Below are 14,873 nucleotides of genomic sequence, written 5' to 3' on the forward strand. Positions count from 1 at the left end.
CCCCCCCCGCCCCCCTGCGCGCGGGTGCGCCTGCCCGCGGTCAGGACAGGCGGTCAGGGCGAGTGTTCAGGGCCGGGCGAGCGCGGTCGCGATCCGGGCGGCGAGGCGGGCGTTGTTCTTCACCAGCGCGATGTTCGTGGTCAGCGAACGCCCGGCGGTGCGGTCGAGCATCCGGCCCAGCAGGAAGGGCGTCACCGCCTTGGCCGCGATGCCTGCGCCCTCGGCCTCGGCCAGCGCCGCCTCGATCACCGGCGTGATCTCGTCGATCGGGATCTCGGCATCGCCCGGCACCGGGTTCGCGACCAGCTGGCCGCCCGGCAGCCCCAGCCGCGCCCGCATCCGGTGCGCGGCGGCGATCTCGGCCGGGTCGTCCATCCGCAGCGGCGCGGCGAGGCCCGAGCGGCGCGACCAGAAGGCCGGCAGTTCGTCCTGCCCGAAGGCGATCACCGGCACCCCCAGCGTTTCCAGCACCTCGAGCGTCTTCGGCAGGTCGAGGATCGCCTTCGGCCCCGCCGCCACCACCGTCACCCGGGTCTCGGCCAGCTCGCGCAGGTCGGCAGAGATGTCCATGGTCTGCTCGGCCCCGCGGTGCACGCCGCCGATGCCGCCGGTCGCGAAGACTTCGATCCCGGCCAGCCGTGCCGCGATCATCGTCGCGGCCACCGTCGTGGCCCCGGTCGCGCCGCGCGCCAGCGCCACCGCCATGTCGGCGCGGCTGACCTTCATCGCGTCGCGGCTCTGCGCCAGTTGTTCCAGCGCCGCCCCCTCGAGGCCGACGCGGATCTCGCCGCCCATCAGCGCGATGGTCGCGGGCACGGCGCCGGCGGCGCGGACCTCGTCCTCGACCGCGCGGGCGGTCTGCAGGTTCTGCGGCCAGGGCATGCCATGGGTGATGATCGTCGATTCCAGCGCGACGACCGGGCGGCCCTCGGCCAGCGCCGCGCGCACCTCGGGCGAGGGGTTGAGCGGGGCGGTGTTGGGAATGGGGGTCATGCGGTCTCTCCCTCGACATGGGCGCGGGCGGCGGCAAGGGCGGCGTCGAGCGCCGCCGCGCGGTCGGCACCGCGATAGAGTGCGGCGATCAGCGAGGCAAGCAGCCTGTCGCCGGCACCGGTGGCCTGGCGCGCGCGGGCCGGGGGCGGATCGCGCCGCAGCGTGCCCTCTGGCGCGGCCCAGGCAAGCGTTGCGGCCCCGTCCGTCACCAGCGCCTCGTGCGCGCCGGCGTCCCGCAGCGCCCTGGCGGCCGTGGCGGCATCGGCGAGCGGGCGGGCCAGCAGCGCCTCGGCCTCGGTCCGGTTCAGGTGGAAGCGCGTCGCCGGGCGGTGGAAGAAGCCCGCGAGCCGCGCGGCCTTGCCGTCGCCGGCCGAGACCAGCGCCACCGCGCCCAGCCGCGGCGCGCGGGCCAGCGCCTCGAGCACCGGCACCGGCAGGTTGCCGTCGATCACCGTCAGTGCGGCCGGCCCGGCGGGCCACGCCCCCACGGCGGCGAGGATCCGCGGGCCCGCGGCCTCGAGCGTGGCGGTGTCGGCGATGGCGGCATGCAGCCGGCCCCCGGCCTCGATCGCCAGGTAGCGGTCCGAGGCGCGGCCCGGCATCCGGATCAGTCCCGCAGTGTCGATCCCCTCGGCCGCGGCCTCGGTCGCCAGCGCCGCGCCCTCGGCATCGCTGCCGAGCGCGGCCAGAAGCGCCACCGCCAGACCCTCGCGCGCAAGCGCCCGCGCGACGTTGAAGGCGACGCCGCCGGCCCGCGCCTCGATCCGCCCCGGACGGTCGGCACCGGCGGGCAGGGGGCCGTCGTGGCGGGCGATCAGGTCGCGGTTCAGCGCGCCGATGCACAGGATCGGGGCGGAAGGGGCGGGTTCGGGGGGCACGTCGGGTCTCCTGTCGCGCGACTATCCGCCTGCGCAGGCGCCCGCGCAAGCCGGGCGGCGCATGCATCCCGTTTGCGTGACGGCGCGGAAGATGTATCACCGCGAATCGATGCCAGGGACCGGAGACGCAGGGTGAGCGACGCGACCGAGGAAGACCGCAGCCGCCGCTATGTCGCCCGCGGCGTGGCGCAGGTGGACGCAACCGCGCCGGCGGCGCCGGTCGTGCTGTCCTTCGTGCTGACACCGGGCTTCACCATGCTGGCCTTCACCTCGGCGGTCGAACCGCTGCGGGTCGCCAACCAGCTCACCGGCCGGCGGCTCTTCGAATGGCATGTCTGGTCCGAGGGCGGCACGCCCGTGACCGGGTCGAACGGGCTGTCGGTGATCGTCGACGGGCCGATCCCGAAGGACACCCAGCCCGGCTACGTGCTGATCTGCGGCGGCGTCGAACCCGACACCAACACCTCGCAGGCGCTGGCCGACTGGATCCGCTCGCAATGGCGGCGCGGGCGCACCGTCGGCAGCCTGTGCAGCGGCGCCTACACGCTGGCGCGGGCGGGCATCCTCGGCGGGCGGCGCTTCACCCTTCACTGGGAAAACATCGCGGGCTTCTGCCAAGTCTATCCGCAGCTCGAACCGCTGCGCCGGCTCTATTGCATGGACGACCGCATCGTCACCTGCGCGGGGGGCGTCGCGGGGGCCGAGATGGTGCTGAAGATCATCTCGGACCATGTCGGGCCGGTGGTGGCGCAGGCGGTGATGGACATGTGCCTGCTCACGCAGAACCGCCGGGCCGAGGATGACCAGGTCGCCTCGCTCGCCTCGCGGCTGGGGACGCGCAACCCCCACATCCTCGCCGCCGCGGTCTATATCGAGAGCCGGCTCGAGGAAGAGGTGCAGGTCGCTGAGTGTGCCGAGCACATCGGCGTCACGAGCCGCCAGCTGCAACGGCTGTTCCGCGAGAAGCTGGGCATGACGCCCAAGGAATACCTGACCACGCTCAGGCTGCGGAAGGGCCGGGGACTGCTGGCCGAGACCAATCTCTCGGTCCTCGAGATCGCGCTGTCCTGCGGCTTCTCCTCGGCCGCGCATTTCGCCCGCAGCTTCCGGCGCAAATACGGGGTCTCGCCCACCAAGTTCAGCCATTTCGGCGGGGCCTGAGCCCGCGCGCGCCGGCTGCGGGCGTTTCGCCCTTGCCGTGGGGCCGGGGATCGGCTAAGCGCACCGCACTTCACAGGCAGGGGCTGGGCCCGCGGGAGAGACATCCCCCGATGGGTCCGCCGGTTGGGCGAAAGCCTGAAATCCCCTGCTCAGGCGCAAAACCGGAAAGGACATGGATATGGCGCTTCCCGACTTCTCGATGCGTCAGCTGCTCGAAGCTGGCGTTCACTACGGTCACCAGACGCAACGCTGGAACCCGCGGATGGCCGAGTACATCTACGGCGACCGCAACGGCATCCACATCATCGACCTGACCCAGACCGTCCCGATGCTGGACCAGGCGCTGACCGTCATCCGCGACACCGTCGCCAAGGGCGGCCGCATCCTCTTCGTCGGCACCAAGCGTCAGGCCGCCAAGGCCATCGCCGAAGCCGCCGAGAAATCGGCCCAGTATTACATGAACCACCGCTGGCTCGGTGGCACGCTGACCAACTGGAAGACCGTTTCCCAGTCGATCGCGCGCCTCAAGGCCATCGACGAGATCATGGGTTCGGGCGCCGAAGGCCTGACCAAGAAAGAGCGCCTGAACATGGAGCGCGAGCAGGCCAAGCTTCAGGCCTCGCTGGGCGGCATCCGTGAAATGGGCGGTCTGCCGGACCTGCTGTTCGTCATCGACGTCAACAAGGAAGACCTCGCGATCCTCGAAGCCCAGAAGCTGGGCATCCCGGTCGTCGCGATCGTCGACACCAACTGCTCGCCCAAGGGCGTTGACTACGTGATCCCGGGCAACGATGACGCCGCCCGCGCGATCTCGCTCTACTGCGACCTCGTGGCCCGTGCCGCCATCGACGGCATGACCGCCCAGATGGGCGCCGCCGGCGTCGACCTCGGCGAGCTGGAAGTCGCTCCGGCCGAAGAGCTGGAAGACGGCGCCGAAGCCTGATCCGGCCCGGGGCGGCGCGCCGGTTCGCGGCCGCGCCCCTCGCGCTTCGTCAAGGAACTTTCATCAGGCGGGGATACTCCCCGCCTGACTGACGACTGGGCCCGGGATCATCCCCTGCGCGCCCCATGACATTTCGAGATCGAAGGAGCCCGACATGGCTGTCACCGCACAGATGGTGAAGGAACTGCGCGAATCGACCGGCGCCGGCATGATGGATGCCAAGAAAGCGCTGACCGAAACCAACGGCGACATGGAAGCGGCGGTCGACTGGCTGCGCACCAAGGGTCTCGCCAAGGCCGCCAAGAAGGCGGACCGCGTCGCGGCCGAAGGTCTCGTCGGCGTCGCCGTGGCCGGCGGCAAGGGTGTCGCCGTCGAGGTGAACTCGGAAACCGACTTCGTCGCCAAGAACGCCGACTTCCAGGCGCTGGTCCGCGGCATCACCGCCGCCGCCCTCGGCGTGTCCGACCTCGAGGCGCTGAAGGCCGCGACGGTCGACGGCAAGCCGGTCGAGACCGTGCTGACCGAAGCCATCGCCGTGATCGGCGAGAACATGACCCTGCGCCGGATGGAAGTCGTGGAAGGCGAGACCGTCGTCTCGTACGTCCACAACGCCGCGACCGAGGGCATGGGCAAGATCGGCGTGCTGGTCGCGCTGAAGGGCGCCGACAACGGCATCGGCAAACAGCTGGCGATGCACATCGCCGCGACCTCGCCGCTGGCCCTGTCGGAAGCCCAGCTTGACCCGGTCGTGGTCGAGCGCGAGCTGGCCGTGCAGACCTCGAAGGCGCTCGAAGAGAACGCCGCCTCGGCCAAGCCGAAGCCCGAAGCCGTGATCCAGAACAACATCATCCCGGGCCGGATGAAGAAGTTCCTCGCGGAAGTCACGCTGCTGGGCCAGGCCTTCGTCGTGAACCCCGACCTGACGGTCGAGCAGGCCGCGAAAGAGGCCGGCGTCGAGATCACCGGCTTCGCCCGCGTGATGGTCGGCGAAGGCATCGAGAAAGAGAAAGAGGACTTCGCCGCCGAAGTCGCGAAGACCCGCGGCGCCTGAGAGCGGCGCATCGCAGATCGGAAGGGGCCGGGCCGCAGGGTGCCGGCCCCTTTTCTTTGCGCCACCGTCCGCGGCGAGACGGCTTTCATGTCAGAGCACCCTGCGGGCGGCGGCGCTGCGGAACCCCAAAAGAAACGACGGCGCGACCAGGGGTCACGCCGTCACACTCTTAAGTACCGGCTTGGGGAAGGCCGGCCGTGCGATCTGGACTGGTGACACGGAAACGTGCCGCAGCCGACCGGTTTCCCGGACCCGTCCGGACCCCCGCCTTAAGTCGACGGGCACAGTCCGAACGGAAATGTTCCTGGCCAAAGCCACCACTCACGGAACGATCTCATAATGCCGTGAGCGGGCGGCAAGGTGAAGGCAACCCCGACAAAGTTCTGATCATTCGATCAGAAATGATCCTGCAACTGGCATGATCTCGCCTAGCAGTTGGGCAAACTCAATTTTTGGTTGCATGGCCCGTCCCGGTTCGCCGCGCCGCCCGTGATGCCGTTTCGAATCGCGCCCGCGGGCCCGTCCGCCGGCCCGGCATCGGCGACGAGCGATCCCTCGCACCCGCCGTCCCGTCGCCCCGCGCGAGGGGGGCTTCCGCCCACCCTCGGGCCGCGCTAGCACTTCGCCGATGGCAGGACCACGACAGGCGACGGGGCGAGAGATGACGGGCGACGACAAGGCTGCGGGCACCGATATTCTGGTGATCGGCGGGGCGGTGATGGGGGCCTCGACCGCCTTCTGGCTGACCCGGATGGACCCCACGCTTTCGGTGACTGTGGTCGAGATGGACCCGAGCTTCGCGCGCTCGTCCTCGGCGCTGTCGGCGGCCTCGGTGCGCCAGCAGTTCTCGAACCCCGTCAATGTCGAGATCTCGCGCTTCGGCATCGACTTCCTGCGCGACTTCCAGAGCCATCTCGGGCGCGACGTCGGCGCGGGCTCGCTCGGCCTGCGCGAGAACGGCTACCTGTTCCTGTCGGAAACCGCCGAGGGCGCGGCCCTGCTTGAAGAGCTGGCGGCGATGCAGCGCGGCCTCGGGGCCGAGACGCAGGTGCTGTCCCCGGCCGAGCTGTCGACCCGCTTCCCCTGGCTGTCGACCGAGGCCCTCAGCGCCGGCAGCTTCGGCCCGAGCCAGGAGGGCTGGTTCGACAACATGGGGCTGGTCAACGGCCTGCGCGCCGCCGCGCGGGCGCAGGGCGCGCGCTTCGTCACCGATCGCGTCACCGGCTTCGAGCGGGACGGCGACCGCCTCGTCGCCGCGCGGCTCGCCTCGGGCGGGCGGATCGCAGCGGAGCGCTTCGTCTCGGCCGCCGGGCCGCGCGCGGGCGAACTGCTGCGGATGATGGGCGAGGACCTGCCGGTCGAGCCGCGCAAGCGCACGGTGTTCATGGTCGATGCTCCGAACGCCCGCCATCCCGACGCGCCCCTGATGATCGACCCGGCCGGCTACTGGATGCGCCCCGAGGGCGAGGCCTGGATCACCGCGACCGTTCCCGACATCGACGGCCCCTGCGACCCCGACGATTTCGAGCCCAACGCCGGCGAGTTCGAAGAGCTGATCTGGGAGCGGATCTGGAACCGCGTCCCGGGCTTCGACGCGGCCAAGGTGCTGCGGCTCTGGGCGGGGCATTACGAATTCAACGCCTTCGACCAGAACGCGATCATCGGCCGCGACCCGCGGCTGGCCAACCTCTACCTGATCAACGGCTTCTCGGGCCACGGGCTGCAACAGGCCCCTGCCGCGGGCCGCGGCCTGGCCGAGCTGATCCTGACCGGCGCCTATCGCAGCATCGACCTGACCCCCTTCGGGATCGAGCGGGTGCTGGCGGGCGAGCCTTTCCTGGAGCGCGCGATCGTCTGAGGCGTCAGCGCGTCCGCGCCGCGCCCTCCGCGGCGGGGCGCAGCCACAGCCAGATCAGCGCCGCCCCGGCCAGCGCCAGGAACGGGATCATCGCGAGGTTGACCGCGTGCCAGCCCGCGACGACCGAGCCGCCGGCGCAGTTCATCAGCCCGCCCGAGGACAGCGAGGCGAGGAACACCCCCCCGAACACCACCCGGTCGTTCAGACCCTGCAGCCGCGCGCGCTCTTCCGGTCGCTGCGCCCGGGTCAGCATCGCCGTAGCGCCGATGAAGCCGAAGTTCCAGCCCAGCCCCAGCAGCACCAGCGTCGCGAAGAAATGGCCAAGCTCGATGCCCGACAGCGCGACCAGCCCGGCTACGGCCAGGATCGACAGACCGGTTCCCACGATCGCCCGTGCCCCGAAGCGCTGGATCAGCGCCCCGGTGAAGAACGAGGGCACATACATCGCCAGCACATGCGATGACACCACGTCGGCAGCGTCCGCGCGGCTGAACCCGCAGCCGACGACGGCAAGCGGGGTCGAGGTCATCACCAGGTTCATCAGCGCATAGCTGACCATGCCGCAGATCATCGCCACCCGAACCTCGGGCTGAGCGAGGATCTCGCGCAGCGGCCGCGCCGCCGGCGCCGGGCCGGTCGCCGCCGGCGGGGCAGGGGCGTCGAGCCACCAGAACAGCAGCGGCCCCAGCAGGTTCAGCGCGATCGCGGCCAGATAGGTGGCCAGGAACGGGATCACCATCGCCTCGGCGGTCAGCTTCACCAGCTGCGGCCCCAGCACCGCCGCGACCAGCCCGCCGGCCATGACATAGGAGATCGCCCGCGGCTGGTAGTCGCGCGGCGCGGCATCGGTGGCGGCGAAGCGGTAGAAACCCTGCGCGCTCATGTAGATCCCGGTGAAGAGCCCGCCGGCGAGGAACAGCCAGAAGCTGCCGCTCCACAACCCCAGCGCCGCCAGCGCCGCGCCCAGCGCGCCCGCGCCGGTGGCCAGCGCGAAGCCGGCGCGCCGCCCGTGCGTGGCCATGAAGCCCGACAGCCGGGTCGAGGCCAGCGCATTGCCCAGAATGATGACCGACAGCGGCAGCGTCGCAAGGCAGGGGTTCGGCGCCAGTCCCTGTCCGGCCAGCCCGCCGACGGTGAAGATCATCGGCATCTGGGCGCCCAGCACCGCCTGCGCCAGCACCAGCACCGCCACGTTGCGCCGCGCCCGCGACAGGCTCGCCCCCGGCACCGCCGTCTCGCTCGTCATCTCTGCCATCCCGGATCTCCTGCCGCCTGCCTAGCCCGCCCGCCGCCCCGAAGAAAGCCCGACGCCCCGTCAGCCCCTTTTCCTTTCGCACTGGGACAAATATCCCGGGAGTGAGCGGGCGCAGCCCGCGAGGGGGCAGCGCCCCCTTCCCGTGCCATCCCGGACCCAAGCCATGCCCCAGGACCCCTCCGCCCGCCGCATCCTCGGCCCCGCCTGCCTGGCCGAGGGCGCCGCCTGGCTGCTGCGGGCCGAGCCCCGCTTCGCCCCCGCCCTGGCCGAGCCGCTGCCCCCGCGCCTGAAACCCGCGGGCTTCGCGGCACTGCTCGAGGCGATCGTCGGGCAGCAGGTCTCGACCGCCTCGGCCGCCGCGATCACCGCGCGGCTGGTGGCGGCGGGGCTGAACGATCCGGCCCGCGCCGCCGCGGCGACCGAGGACGAACTGCGCGCCTGTGGCCTGTCGCGCCCGAAGGTGCGCTATGTCTCGGCGCTGGCCCGCTCGGGGCTGGACTACGCCGCGCTGCAGGATCTGCCGGTGGCCGAGGCGGTGGCGCGGCTGGTGGCGCTGCCCGGCATCGGGCGCTGGACGGCCGAGATCTACGCGCTGTCCTGCCTTGGCCATGCCGATGCCTTCCCCGCTGGCGACCTCGCCCTGCAAGAGGCCGCGCGCGTGCTTTTCGAGCTGCCCGCGCGCCCCGACGAGCGGTCGCTCAGGGCGCGGGCCGCGGCGTGGTCGCCCTGGGGCTCGGTTGCGGCGCGGGCGCTCTGGGTCTACTACCGCCAGATCAGGGGACGCGAGGGGATCCGATGACGCGCAAGCTGGATTACAACACCAAGGGCCCGCAGTCGGGCACGGTGAAGTCGATCGTCGTCTTCCTGCACGGCTACGGCGCCGACGGGGCCGACCTTCTGGGCCTGGCCGATCCGCTGGCCCCGCATCTTCCCGACACGCTGTTCATCGCCCCCGATGCGCCAGAGCCCTGCCGCGGCAATCCCTTCGGCCGGCAGTGGTTCCCGATCCCCTGGCTCGACGGCTCGCCGGAAAGCGCCGCGGCCGAGGGGCTGGCGCAGTCCGCCGCTGATCTGCAGGCCTTCCTCGACGAGCGGCTGGCCGAGGCCGGGCTGCCCGATGCGGCGCTGGCGCTGGTCGGCTTCTCGCAGGGCACGATGATGTCGCTGGAAGTCGCGCCGCGGCGGGACGCGCAGATCGCCTGCGTGGTCGGCTTCTCGGGCCGGCTGATCGCGCCCGAGCGGCTGGCGGCCGAAAAGCGTGCCACGCCACCGATTCTGCTCCTGCACGGTGACGCCGACGAGGTCGTGCCCTTCGCCTCGCTCGAGGCGGCCGGAAACGCGCTTTCGGGGGCTGGGTTCGAGGTCTTTGCCCATGTGATGCGCGGCACCGGCCACGGAATTGCGCCAGATGGTCTATCTTCGGCACTTTATTTCCTGCGGCAGAACCTTCCCGCGTGAAACCCCTTGATGGTCCGGGAATCGGGGCTACATTCATAGGGTAGCAGTCGAGGAGAGGTCGCTATGTCCCACGCCGTGAATGCCGCCCTGATGACCGCAGCGATCCTCGTGATCGTGCAGGTGGCCTCGCTCGTGGTACAGCGCCTGCGCCCGACCCCGGAACTGAAGCCGATCCCGGTCGAGTCCGACCGCAAGCGCCGTCCGGGCCAGCCCCGCCGCTGAGGCCGCGCCGCACGGCGGCACAGACGAGATGAACCGACCGCCCGGGCCCGTCCCGGGCGTTTGCGTTTTCGCTCTGCCGCTTTTTCCGTCACCGCCCTGTCACCTTGTCGCGATACCCCTGTTCTGGGCGTCCATCGCGAGATCGCGGGGCTTGCCAGCCTCGTGACGCCAGATATAGTTGACCTTAGGTCGGGTCGGTTTCCCCGCCCCGTCCGCGGACCGCGAAAGACGTCTCCGCCCGGCCAGCAGGTCCGGGCCGGCGATGAAGTCAGGGACGAGAGTGACGATGCTCGATCACAGGGAAGACATCGGCGAGACGGCGGACTTCCGGACGAGCTTCGTCCGCGAACCCTCGGCGCTGAAACATCATCCGGCGCTGGTGCTCAACGCCGACTACCGACCGCTCAGCTACTACCCGCTGTCGCTCTGGCCCTGGCAAGAGGCGATCAAGGCGGTGTTCCTCGACCGGGTGCAGATCCTCGCCGAATACGACGAGGTGGTGCGCAGCCAGCGGGCCGAGATACGGATACCCTCGGTCGTGGTCCTGAAAGATTTCGTCAAACCCCAGAAGCGCGTGGCCTTCACGCGCTTCAATCTTTTTCTGAGGGACGAATTCTGCTGCCAGTACTGCGGCTCGCGCGGGGACCTGACCTTCGATCACGTCCTGCCGCGCTCGCGCGGGGGGATCACCAGCTGGGAAAACGTGGTCGCCGCCTGTTCGCCCTGCAACCTGAAGAAGGCGAACAAGCTGCTGAAGCAGACCGGCATGCAGCTGCGCAAGCCCGCGCGCCAGCCGACCTCGGAAGACATGCGCAACATCGGCCGCCGCTTCCCGCCGAACTACCTGCACGCCAGCTGGGTCGACTTCCTCTACTGGGACGCCGAGCTGGAAGCGTGAGCCGGGCTGGTCCCGTGCCTAATCCTCGATGACCGGCGCGACCGTGTCGGTCGCCGCCGGCGCGGCCGCCCAGCTCTCGACAAGGACCCGGCCCGCCTCGAAATGCCCGGGCTCCGTCCTGTTGAAGCCCGCGCCCCAGTACCAGCCATGACGGGTGAAATAAGGGGCGAGTTCGGCCAAGCCGGTCAGCGTTCGTCCATCTCCCCACGGGCCGACTTGGCCGTCGATGGTCAGATCGATACTTGTCCCAAAGCTGTGGTTCGACAGCTGAGTTGTGGTTCCGCGGATATAGCGCACGCACAGCCCATCCGCCGAGCCGATCGCAGCATAGAGATCGGGGTCGGTCGCGCGGATCTCGCCAAAGATCGCGCGCAGCGATGCGAGGGCGGGCGCCTGCAGCGTGACGGTGAACGGACCGACGTCCTCCGTCCCCATCCGAGCCGCCAGCTGCGCCCCGGGCGGGCCGCATTTGTCGCCCGTCGCGCCGGGATCGCCGAACAGCTCGACGAGCCGCGCGCTCCGCGCCGGTTCGATGAAGCCATTCATCGCCTCGACCTCGCGTCGATCAAGCGGGGCCGTCGCAGACCAGCCCGTCGATGGGAGCCGCGACGGCGTCAGACGTTGCGAGACGTCGAATATGTTCTCCTCTGCCAAGGCAAGCTCCAGCGGCGTTGACGTGGGATCGTATTTCACCCGCAGTGCGGCTTCGCGCTTGTCGGTCTGTTCCCTGAGAAGGGTCTTCAGATACGCCAGAAATTCCATCCAACGTTTCACCTCGGCGGGGTCGGTCGACACGAAGCTGTAGAACTCGGCCAGCCGGATCCTGACGTCGATATCCCCACTGCGACCCTCGCTGCCCATCTGGTACAGGAACTCCCGCAGCTGCGCGTCATGCTCCAGCGCGATCTCCTGCGCGCGGTAGCCCAGCTCGGCCTGCCGCGTGAGATAGGGGAAGGCCGCGGCCACGGCGGCCGCGAACCCGGTTCCGAAGAAGACCTTCCCGAAACCGAGCCAGGCCTCGAGGCGCGATGATGGCGCGCCCTCGGCCGCTTCCTGCCGGGCCATGCGCCGCCGCCTCACTCAGCCGCGGCCAGCGTCACGCTTCTGGCACCCAGCGCGGCCAGGGTCTTCGGCCCGGCGATGCCATCCATCTTCAGCCCCTCGCGTCGTTGCAACTCCAGCACTGCGGCGCGTGTGTCGCGGCCGAAGATGCCGTCGATGGCGATGTCCATCGCCAGGGCGAGCGCCAGCCCGCGCTGCAGCTCTTCGACGTCCATCCCGCGGTCCCCGAAGCTCAGCTGCGCCGGCTCCTGCGCGGCGATCACCGTCTTGGCACCGGCCCCGAACGCCCCGGCCGCTGCCCAGTCCCGGATCAACTGGTCCGAGGCCTCGAAATGCATCGCGTCCTCGGTCGGGAAGGCCGCGCCCCAGAAGAACTTGTGGCGGTTGAAGATCGGCGCGATCGTCAGCAGGCCGCGCTGCGTGCGCCCGTCGCCGCGTTTGTCGAGCTTGCCTTCCAGGGTCACGTCGATCGCCGCACCCCAGCTGTGGTTCGACACCGCCGATTGCGAGCCGCGGACATACCGGCAGCACAGCATCCCGGCCGAGCCGAGCGCCGCGTGGATCTCCGGATGCTCGGCCTTCACTTCGGCGAAGATCTCGCGCAGCGCTGCGAGTGCGAGTTTCATCCCGGTGGCCCGGAACGGCCCGACGTCCTGGGTCGCCATCAGCGCTGAGACATGCGGATTGGTGGGCATCGCGCATTGGTCGCTGTAGCGCGCGCAGGGTTCGCCAATCAGGCTGCGCATCGTGGTGTTCTTCGCCCCGGACAGCGCGCCGTTCAGACGACTGCGGTCGATGTTCCGCTCGGCAAATGAAACGGTATCGGAAATCCAAGACATGAAACGCCCTCATCCAGATGAAATCCCCGTTGCCCGCCGGGCTATCACTCGGGGGCGCGATCGAAATGCGATCACGGGACGAAGCTGGTGGATGAGCATTAATGAGAGGTTAAAGAAATATTAACGCCTCCCGGGATCACTCCCAGGCGGCGCAGAAGCATTGACGGCGGGGCTCAGCGCCGGGCGATGATCCACACAGCGTGGACGATGCCCGGGATGTAGCCCAGCAGCGTCAGCAGGATGTTCAGCCAGAAGGCCCCGCGCAGGCCCACCTGCAGGAACACGCCCAGGGGCGGCAGCAGGATGGCGAAGATGATGCGGATCAGGTCCATGGGAACTCCTTCGGTCTGCCCGGGCCCTCTTGCGGGCCGGGCTTTCCCCTGCAACGCTCCGGCCGCGGAAAGCGTTCCGAAAAGCGTTCCACGGCCGAAGGATAGACCAGATGGCGACCGATCCCTTCTTCCACCCTGTCTCCGGCATGGAGATGCCGCGCTTCGCGGGCTTGCCCAGCTTCATGCGGCTGCCCTACCTGCCGGTCGGCGCCCCGCGCCGGGACGAGGTCCAGATCGGCATCCTCGGACTGCCCTTCGATTCGGCCGTGTCGAACCGCCCGGGCACCCGCCACGGCCCGCGGGCGCTGCGCGATGCCTCGACCATGCTGCGCGCCCAGAACGGGGCGACCGGCCTGCGCCCGTTCGAGACCTTCGCCTGCGCCGATCTGGGCGATGTCGGCCCGAACCCGGTCGACGTGATGGACACGCTCGACCGGTTCGAGGCGGCTTATGCCGGCCTCGCGGCCGAGGGCATCCGTCCGCTCACCGCCGGCGGCGACCACCTCTGCACGCTGCCGGTGCTGCGCGGACTCGTGAAGGGGCGCGCGGCCCTGGGCCTTCTGCATTTCGACAGCCACACCGACCTTTACCCGGTCTATTTCGGCGGACGCACCCTGACCCATGGCAACCCGTTCCGCGTCGCGGTCGAGGAAGGCCTGCTGGACCCGAAGCGGATGATCCAGATCGGGATCCGCGGCACCACCTACGACCATGCCGACACCGATTTCGCCAAGGCCCACGGCATCCGCATCGTGCGCGCCGAAGAGCTGTTCGCCCGCGGCCTCGCGGATGTGATGGCCGAGGCGCGCGAGATCCTCGGGCAGGGCGAGACCTATCTCAGCTATGACATCGACTTCGTGGATCCGTCGGTCGCCCCGGGCACCGGCACGCCGGAATGGGGCGGGCCGATCGCACGCGAGGCGATCGAGGTGCTGCGGCTGGCGCGGGGCGTGAACGTGGTCGCGGCCGACCTCGTCGAGGTCTCGCCGCCCTTCGACCAGGGCGGCAACACCGCCTGGCTGGGGGCAACCCTGCTGTTCGAGGAGCTTTGCTTGATGGTCGAGGCCAAGCGGGACTTCTCCTGACGCCTCCGCTCCTGACGTGACGTCCGGGTTCCGGGCGCGGCCCGCGCTGCTAGCCTTCCCGCAACAGGGAGGATCGCGATGCGGATCGAGGGCGCGCGGGTGGTGGTGACGGGCGGGGCCTCGGGCCTTGGCCGGGCGGTGGCCGAGGGCTGGCGGGCGCGCGGCGCGCAGGTGGTGGTCTTCGACCGCGACCCCGCGGCGCGCGCGCTGCATGGCGCGGATTTCGCCGAGGTCGACGTGACCGACGAGGGCTCGGTCGCGGCCGGGATCGCGCAGGCGGTCGCGCGGATGGGCGGGATCGACGCGCTGGTGAACTGCGCGGGCGTGGTGATCGGCGAGCGGGTGCTGGGCCGGTCGGGCCCGCATGCGCTGGCCAGCTTCCGGCGCACCGTGGACATCAACCTGGTGGGCTCGTTCAACGTGCTGCGCCTCGCGGCCGAGGTGATGGCGGCGAACGAGGGGCCCGAGCGCGGCGTGGTGATCAACACCGCCTCGGTCGCGGCGATGGACGGTCAGGCGGGGCAGGCGGCCTATGCGGCCTCGAAGGCGGGGATCGCCGGGCTGACGCTGCCGCTGGCACGCGATCTTGCGAAACAGGGCATCCGGGTCTGCGCGATCGCGCCGGGCATCTTCGCGACGCCGATGATGTCGGGCTTCACAGAAGAGGTGCAGGCCGGCCTCGCGGCCTCGGTCACCTTCCCGAAACGCCTCGGCGATCCGGCGGAATTCGCCGATCTCGCGGCCTTCATCCTGACCTGCGGCTACCTGAACGGCGAGGTGATCCGTCTCGACGGCGCGCTCAGGATGGCGTGACCGCCGCGCGGCTTCGACTTTGTCG

16 protein-coding genes are annotated in these 14,873 nt (G+C 70.3%); 10 read left to right on the forward strand and 6 right to left on the reverse strand.

The annotated features are described in order from the left end of the window. Window positions 1-66: 66 nt before the first annotated feature. Both V8J36_RS13055 and V8J36_RS13060 read right to left on the reverse strand, forming a co-directional pair. Window positions 67-993: a pseudouridine-5'-phosphate glycosidase gene (locus V8J36_RS13055; protein ID WP_336467733.1), complete on the reverse strand. Its 927-nt coding sequence runs from the start codon at window positions 991-993 to the stop codon at window positions 67-69. Further along, window positions 990-1,871 carry a PfkB family carbohydrate kinase gene (locus V8J36_RS13060; RefSeq protein WP_336467734.1) on the reverse strand — a complete coding sequence of 294 codons (882 nt, stop codon included), beginning with the start codon at window positions 1,869-1,871 and terminating at the stop codon, window positions 990-992. The genes V8J36_RS13055 and V8J36_RS13060 overlap by 4 nt, the downstream gene beginning before the upstream one ends. Window positions 1,872-2,003: 132 nt before the next feature. On the opposite strand from V8J36_RS13060, the gene V8J36_RS13065 reads away from it, so the two are divergent. The 4 genes from V8J36_RS13065 (at window position 2,004) to V8J36_RS13080 (ending at window position 6,884) form a co-directional block, all read left to right on the forward strand. Beyond that, the gene (locus tag V8J36_RS13065; RefSeq protein ID WP_336467735.1) at window positions 2,004-3,032 is read left to right on the forward strand and encodes a GlxA family transcriptional regulator; all 1,029 of its coding nucleotides are present in this window, start codon (window positions 2,004-2,006) and stop codon (window positions 3,030-3,032) included. A gap of 172 nt (window positions 3,033-3,204) precedes the next feature. Further along, window positions 3,205-3,975: a 30S ribosomal protein S2 gene (gene rpsB / locus V8J36_RS13070; RefSeq protein ID WP_336467736.1), complete on the forward strand. Its 771-nt coding sequence runs from the start codon at window positions 3,205-3,207 to the stop codon at window positions 3,973-3,975. Between the two features lie 154 nt (window positions 3,976-4,129). Next, window positions 4,130-5,026: a translation elongation factor Ts gene (tsf, locus tag V8J36_RS13075; protein ID WP_336467737.1), complete on the forward strand. Its 897-nt coding sequence runs from the start codon at window positions 4,130-4,132 to the stop codon at window positions 5,024-5,026. 661 nt (window positions 5,027-5,687) lie between these two features. Next, window positions 5,688-6,884 carry an NAD(P)/FAD-dependent oxidoreductase gene (locus V8J36_RS13080; RefSeq protein ID WP_336467738.1) on the forward strand — a complete coding sequence of 399 codons (1,197 nt, stop codon included), beginning with the start codon at window positions 5,688-5,690 and terminating at the stop codon, window positions 6,882-6,884. Between the two features lie 4 nt (window positions 6,885-6,888). On the opposite strand, the gene V8J36_RS13085 is transcribed toward V8J36_RS13080, so the two are convergent. Beyond that, window positions 6,889-8,130: an MFS transporter gene (locus tag V8J36_RS13085; protein ID WP_442902496.1), complete on the reverse strand. Its 1,242-nt coding sequence runs from the start codon at window positions 8,128-8,130 to the stop codon at window positions 6,889-6,891. 172 nt (window positions 8,131-8,302) lie between these two features. On the opposite strand from V8J36_RS13085, the gene V8J36_RS13090 reads away from it, so the two are divergent. The 4 genes from V8J36_RS13090 to V8J36_RS13105 all read left to right on the forward strand — a co-directional run bounded on the left by V8J36_RS13090 (window position 8,303) and on the right by V8J36_RS13105 (window position 10,717). Beyond that, window positions 8,303-8,938, forward strand: a complete 636-nt coding sequence (locus tag V8J36_RS13090; protein WP_336467740.1) for a DNA-3-methyladenine glycosylase family protein — start codon at window positions 8,303-8,305, stop codon at window positions 8,936-8,938. Next, the gene (locus tag V8J36_RS13095; RefSeq protein ID WP_336467741.1) at window positions 8,935-9,597 is read left to right on the forward strand and encodes an alpha/beta hydrolase; all 663 of its coding nucleotides are present in this window, start codon (window positions 8,935-8,937) and stop codon (window positions 9,595-9,597) included. Before V8J36_RS13090 ends, V8J36_RS13095 begins: the two co-directional genes overlap by 4 nt. Window positions 9,598-9,660: 63 nt before the next feature. Next, a complete protein-coding gene (locus V8J36_RS13100) occupies window positions 9,661-9,819 on the forward strand; it encodes a hypothetical protein (RefSeq protein WP_336467742.1) in 159 nt (52 codons plus the stop codon). A gap of 286 nt (window positions 9,820-10,105) precedes the next feature. Next, a complete protein-coding gene (locus tag V8J36_RS13105; RefSeq protein ID WP_336467743.1) occupies window positions 10,106-10,717 on the forward strand; it encodes an HNH endonuclease in 612 nt (203 codons plus the stop codon). 18 nt (window positions 10,718-10,735) lie between these two features. On the opposite strand, the gene V8J36_RS13110 is transcribed toward V8J36_RS13105, so the two are convergent. The 3 genes from V8J36_RS13110 to V8J36_RS13120 all read right to left on the reverse strand — a co-directional run bounded on the left by V8J36_RS13110 (window position 10,736) and on the right by V8J36_RS13120 (window position 12,950). Further along, window positions 10,736-11,782 (reverse strand): M15 family metallopeptidase, encoded by a 1,047-nt coding sequence (locus tag V8J36_RS13110; protein WP_336467744.1) that lies wholly within the window; start codon window positions 11,780-11,782, stop codon window positions 10,736-10,738. A gap of 11 nt (window positions 11,783-11,793) precedes the next feature. Then, window positions 11,794-12,618, reverse strand: a complete 825-nt coding sequence (locus tag V8J36_RS13115) for a peptidoglycan-binding protein (protein ID WP_336467745.1) — start codon at window positions 12,616-12,618, stop codon at window positions 11,794-11,796. Between the two features lie 173 nt (window positions 12,619-12,791). Beyond that, window positions 12,792-12,950: a YqaE/Pmp3 family membrane protein gene (locus V8J36_RS13120; RefSeq protein ID WP_336467746.1), complete on the reverse strand. Its 159-nt coding sequence runs from the start codon at window positions 12,948-12,950 to the stop codon at window positions 12,792-12,794. Window positions 12,951-13,060: 110 nt separating this feature from the next. On the opposite strand from V8J36_RS13120, the gene V8J36_RS13125 reads away from it, so the two are divergent. Then, window positions 13,061-14,035: an agmatinase gene (locus V8J36_RS13125; protein ID WP_336467747.1), complete on the forward strand. Its 975-nt coding sequence runs from the start codon at window positions 13,061-13,063 to the stop codon at window positions 14,033-14,035. Window positions 14,036-14,113: 78 nt separating this feature from the next. Beyond that, complete coding sequence (locus V8J36_RS13130; RefSeq protein ID WP_336467748.1) at window positions 14,114-14,848, forward strand: SDR family NAD(P)-dependent oxidoreductase; 735 nt, start codon at window positions 14,114-14,116, stop codon at window positions 14,846-14,848. The last annotated feature ends 25 nt before the right edge of the window (window positions 14,849-14,873 follow it).

The organism is Frigidibacter sp. MR17.14 (assembly GCF_037095735.1).
Taxonomy (GTDB): domain Bacteria; phylum Pseudomonadota; class Alphaproteobacteria; order Rhodobacterales; family Rhodobacteraceae; genus Frigidibacter.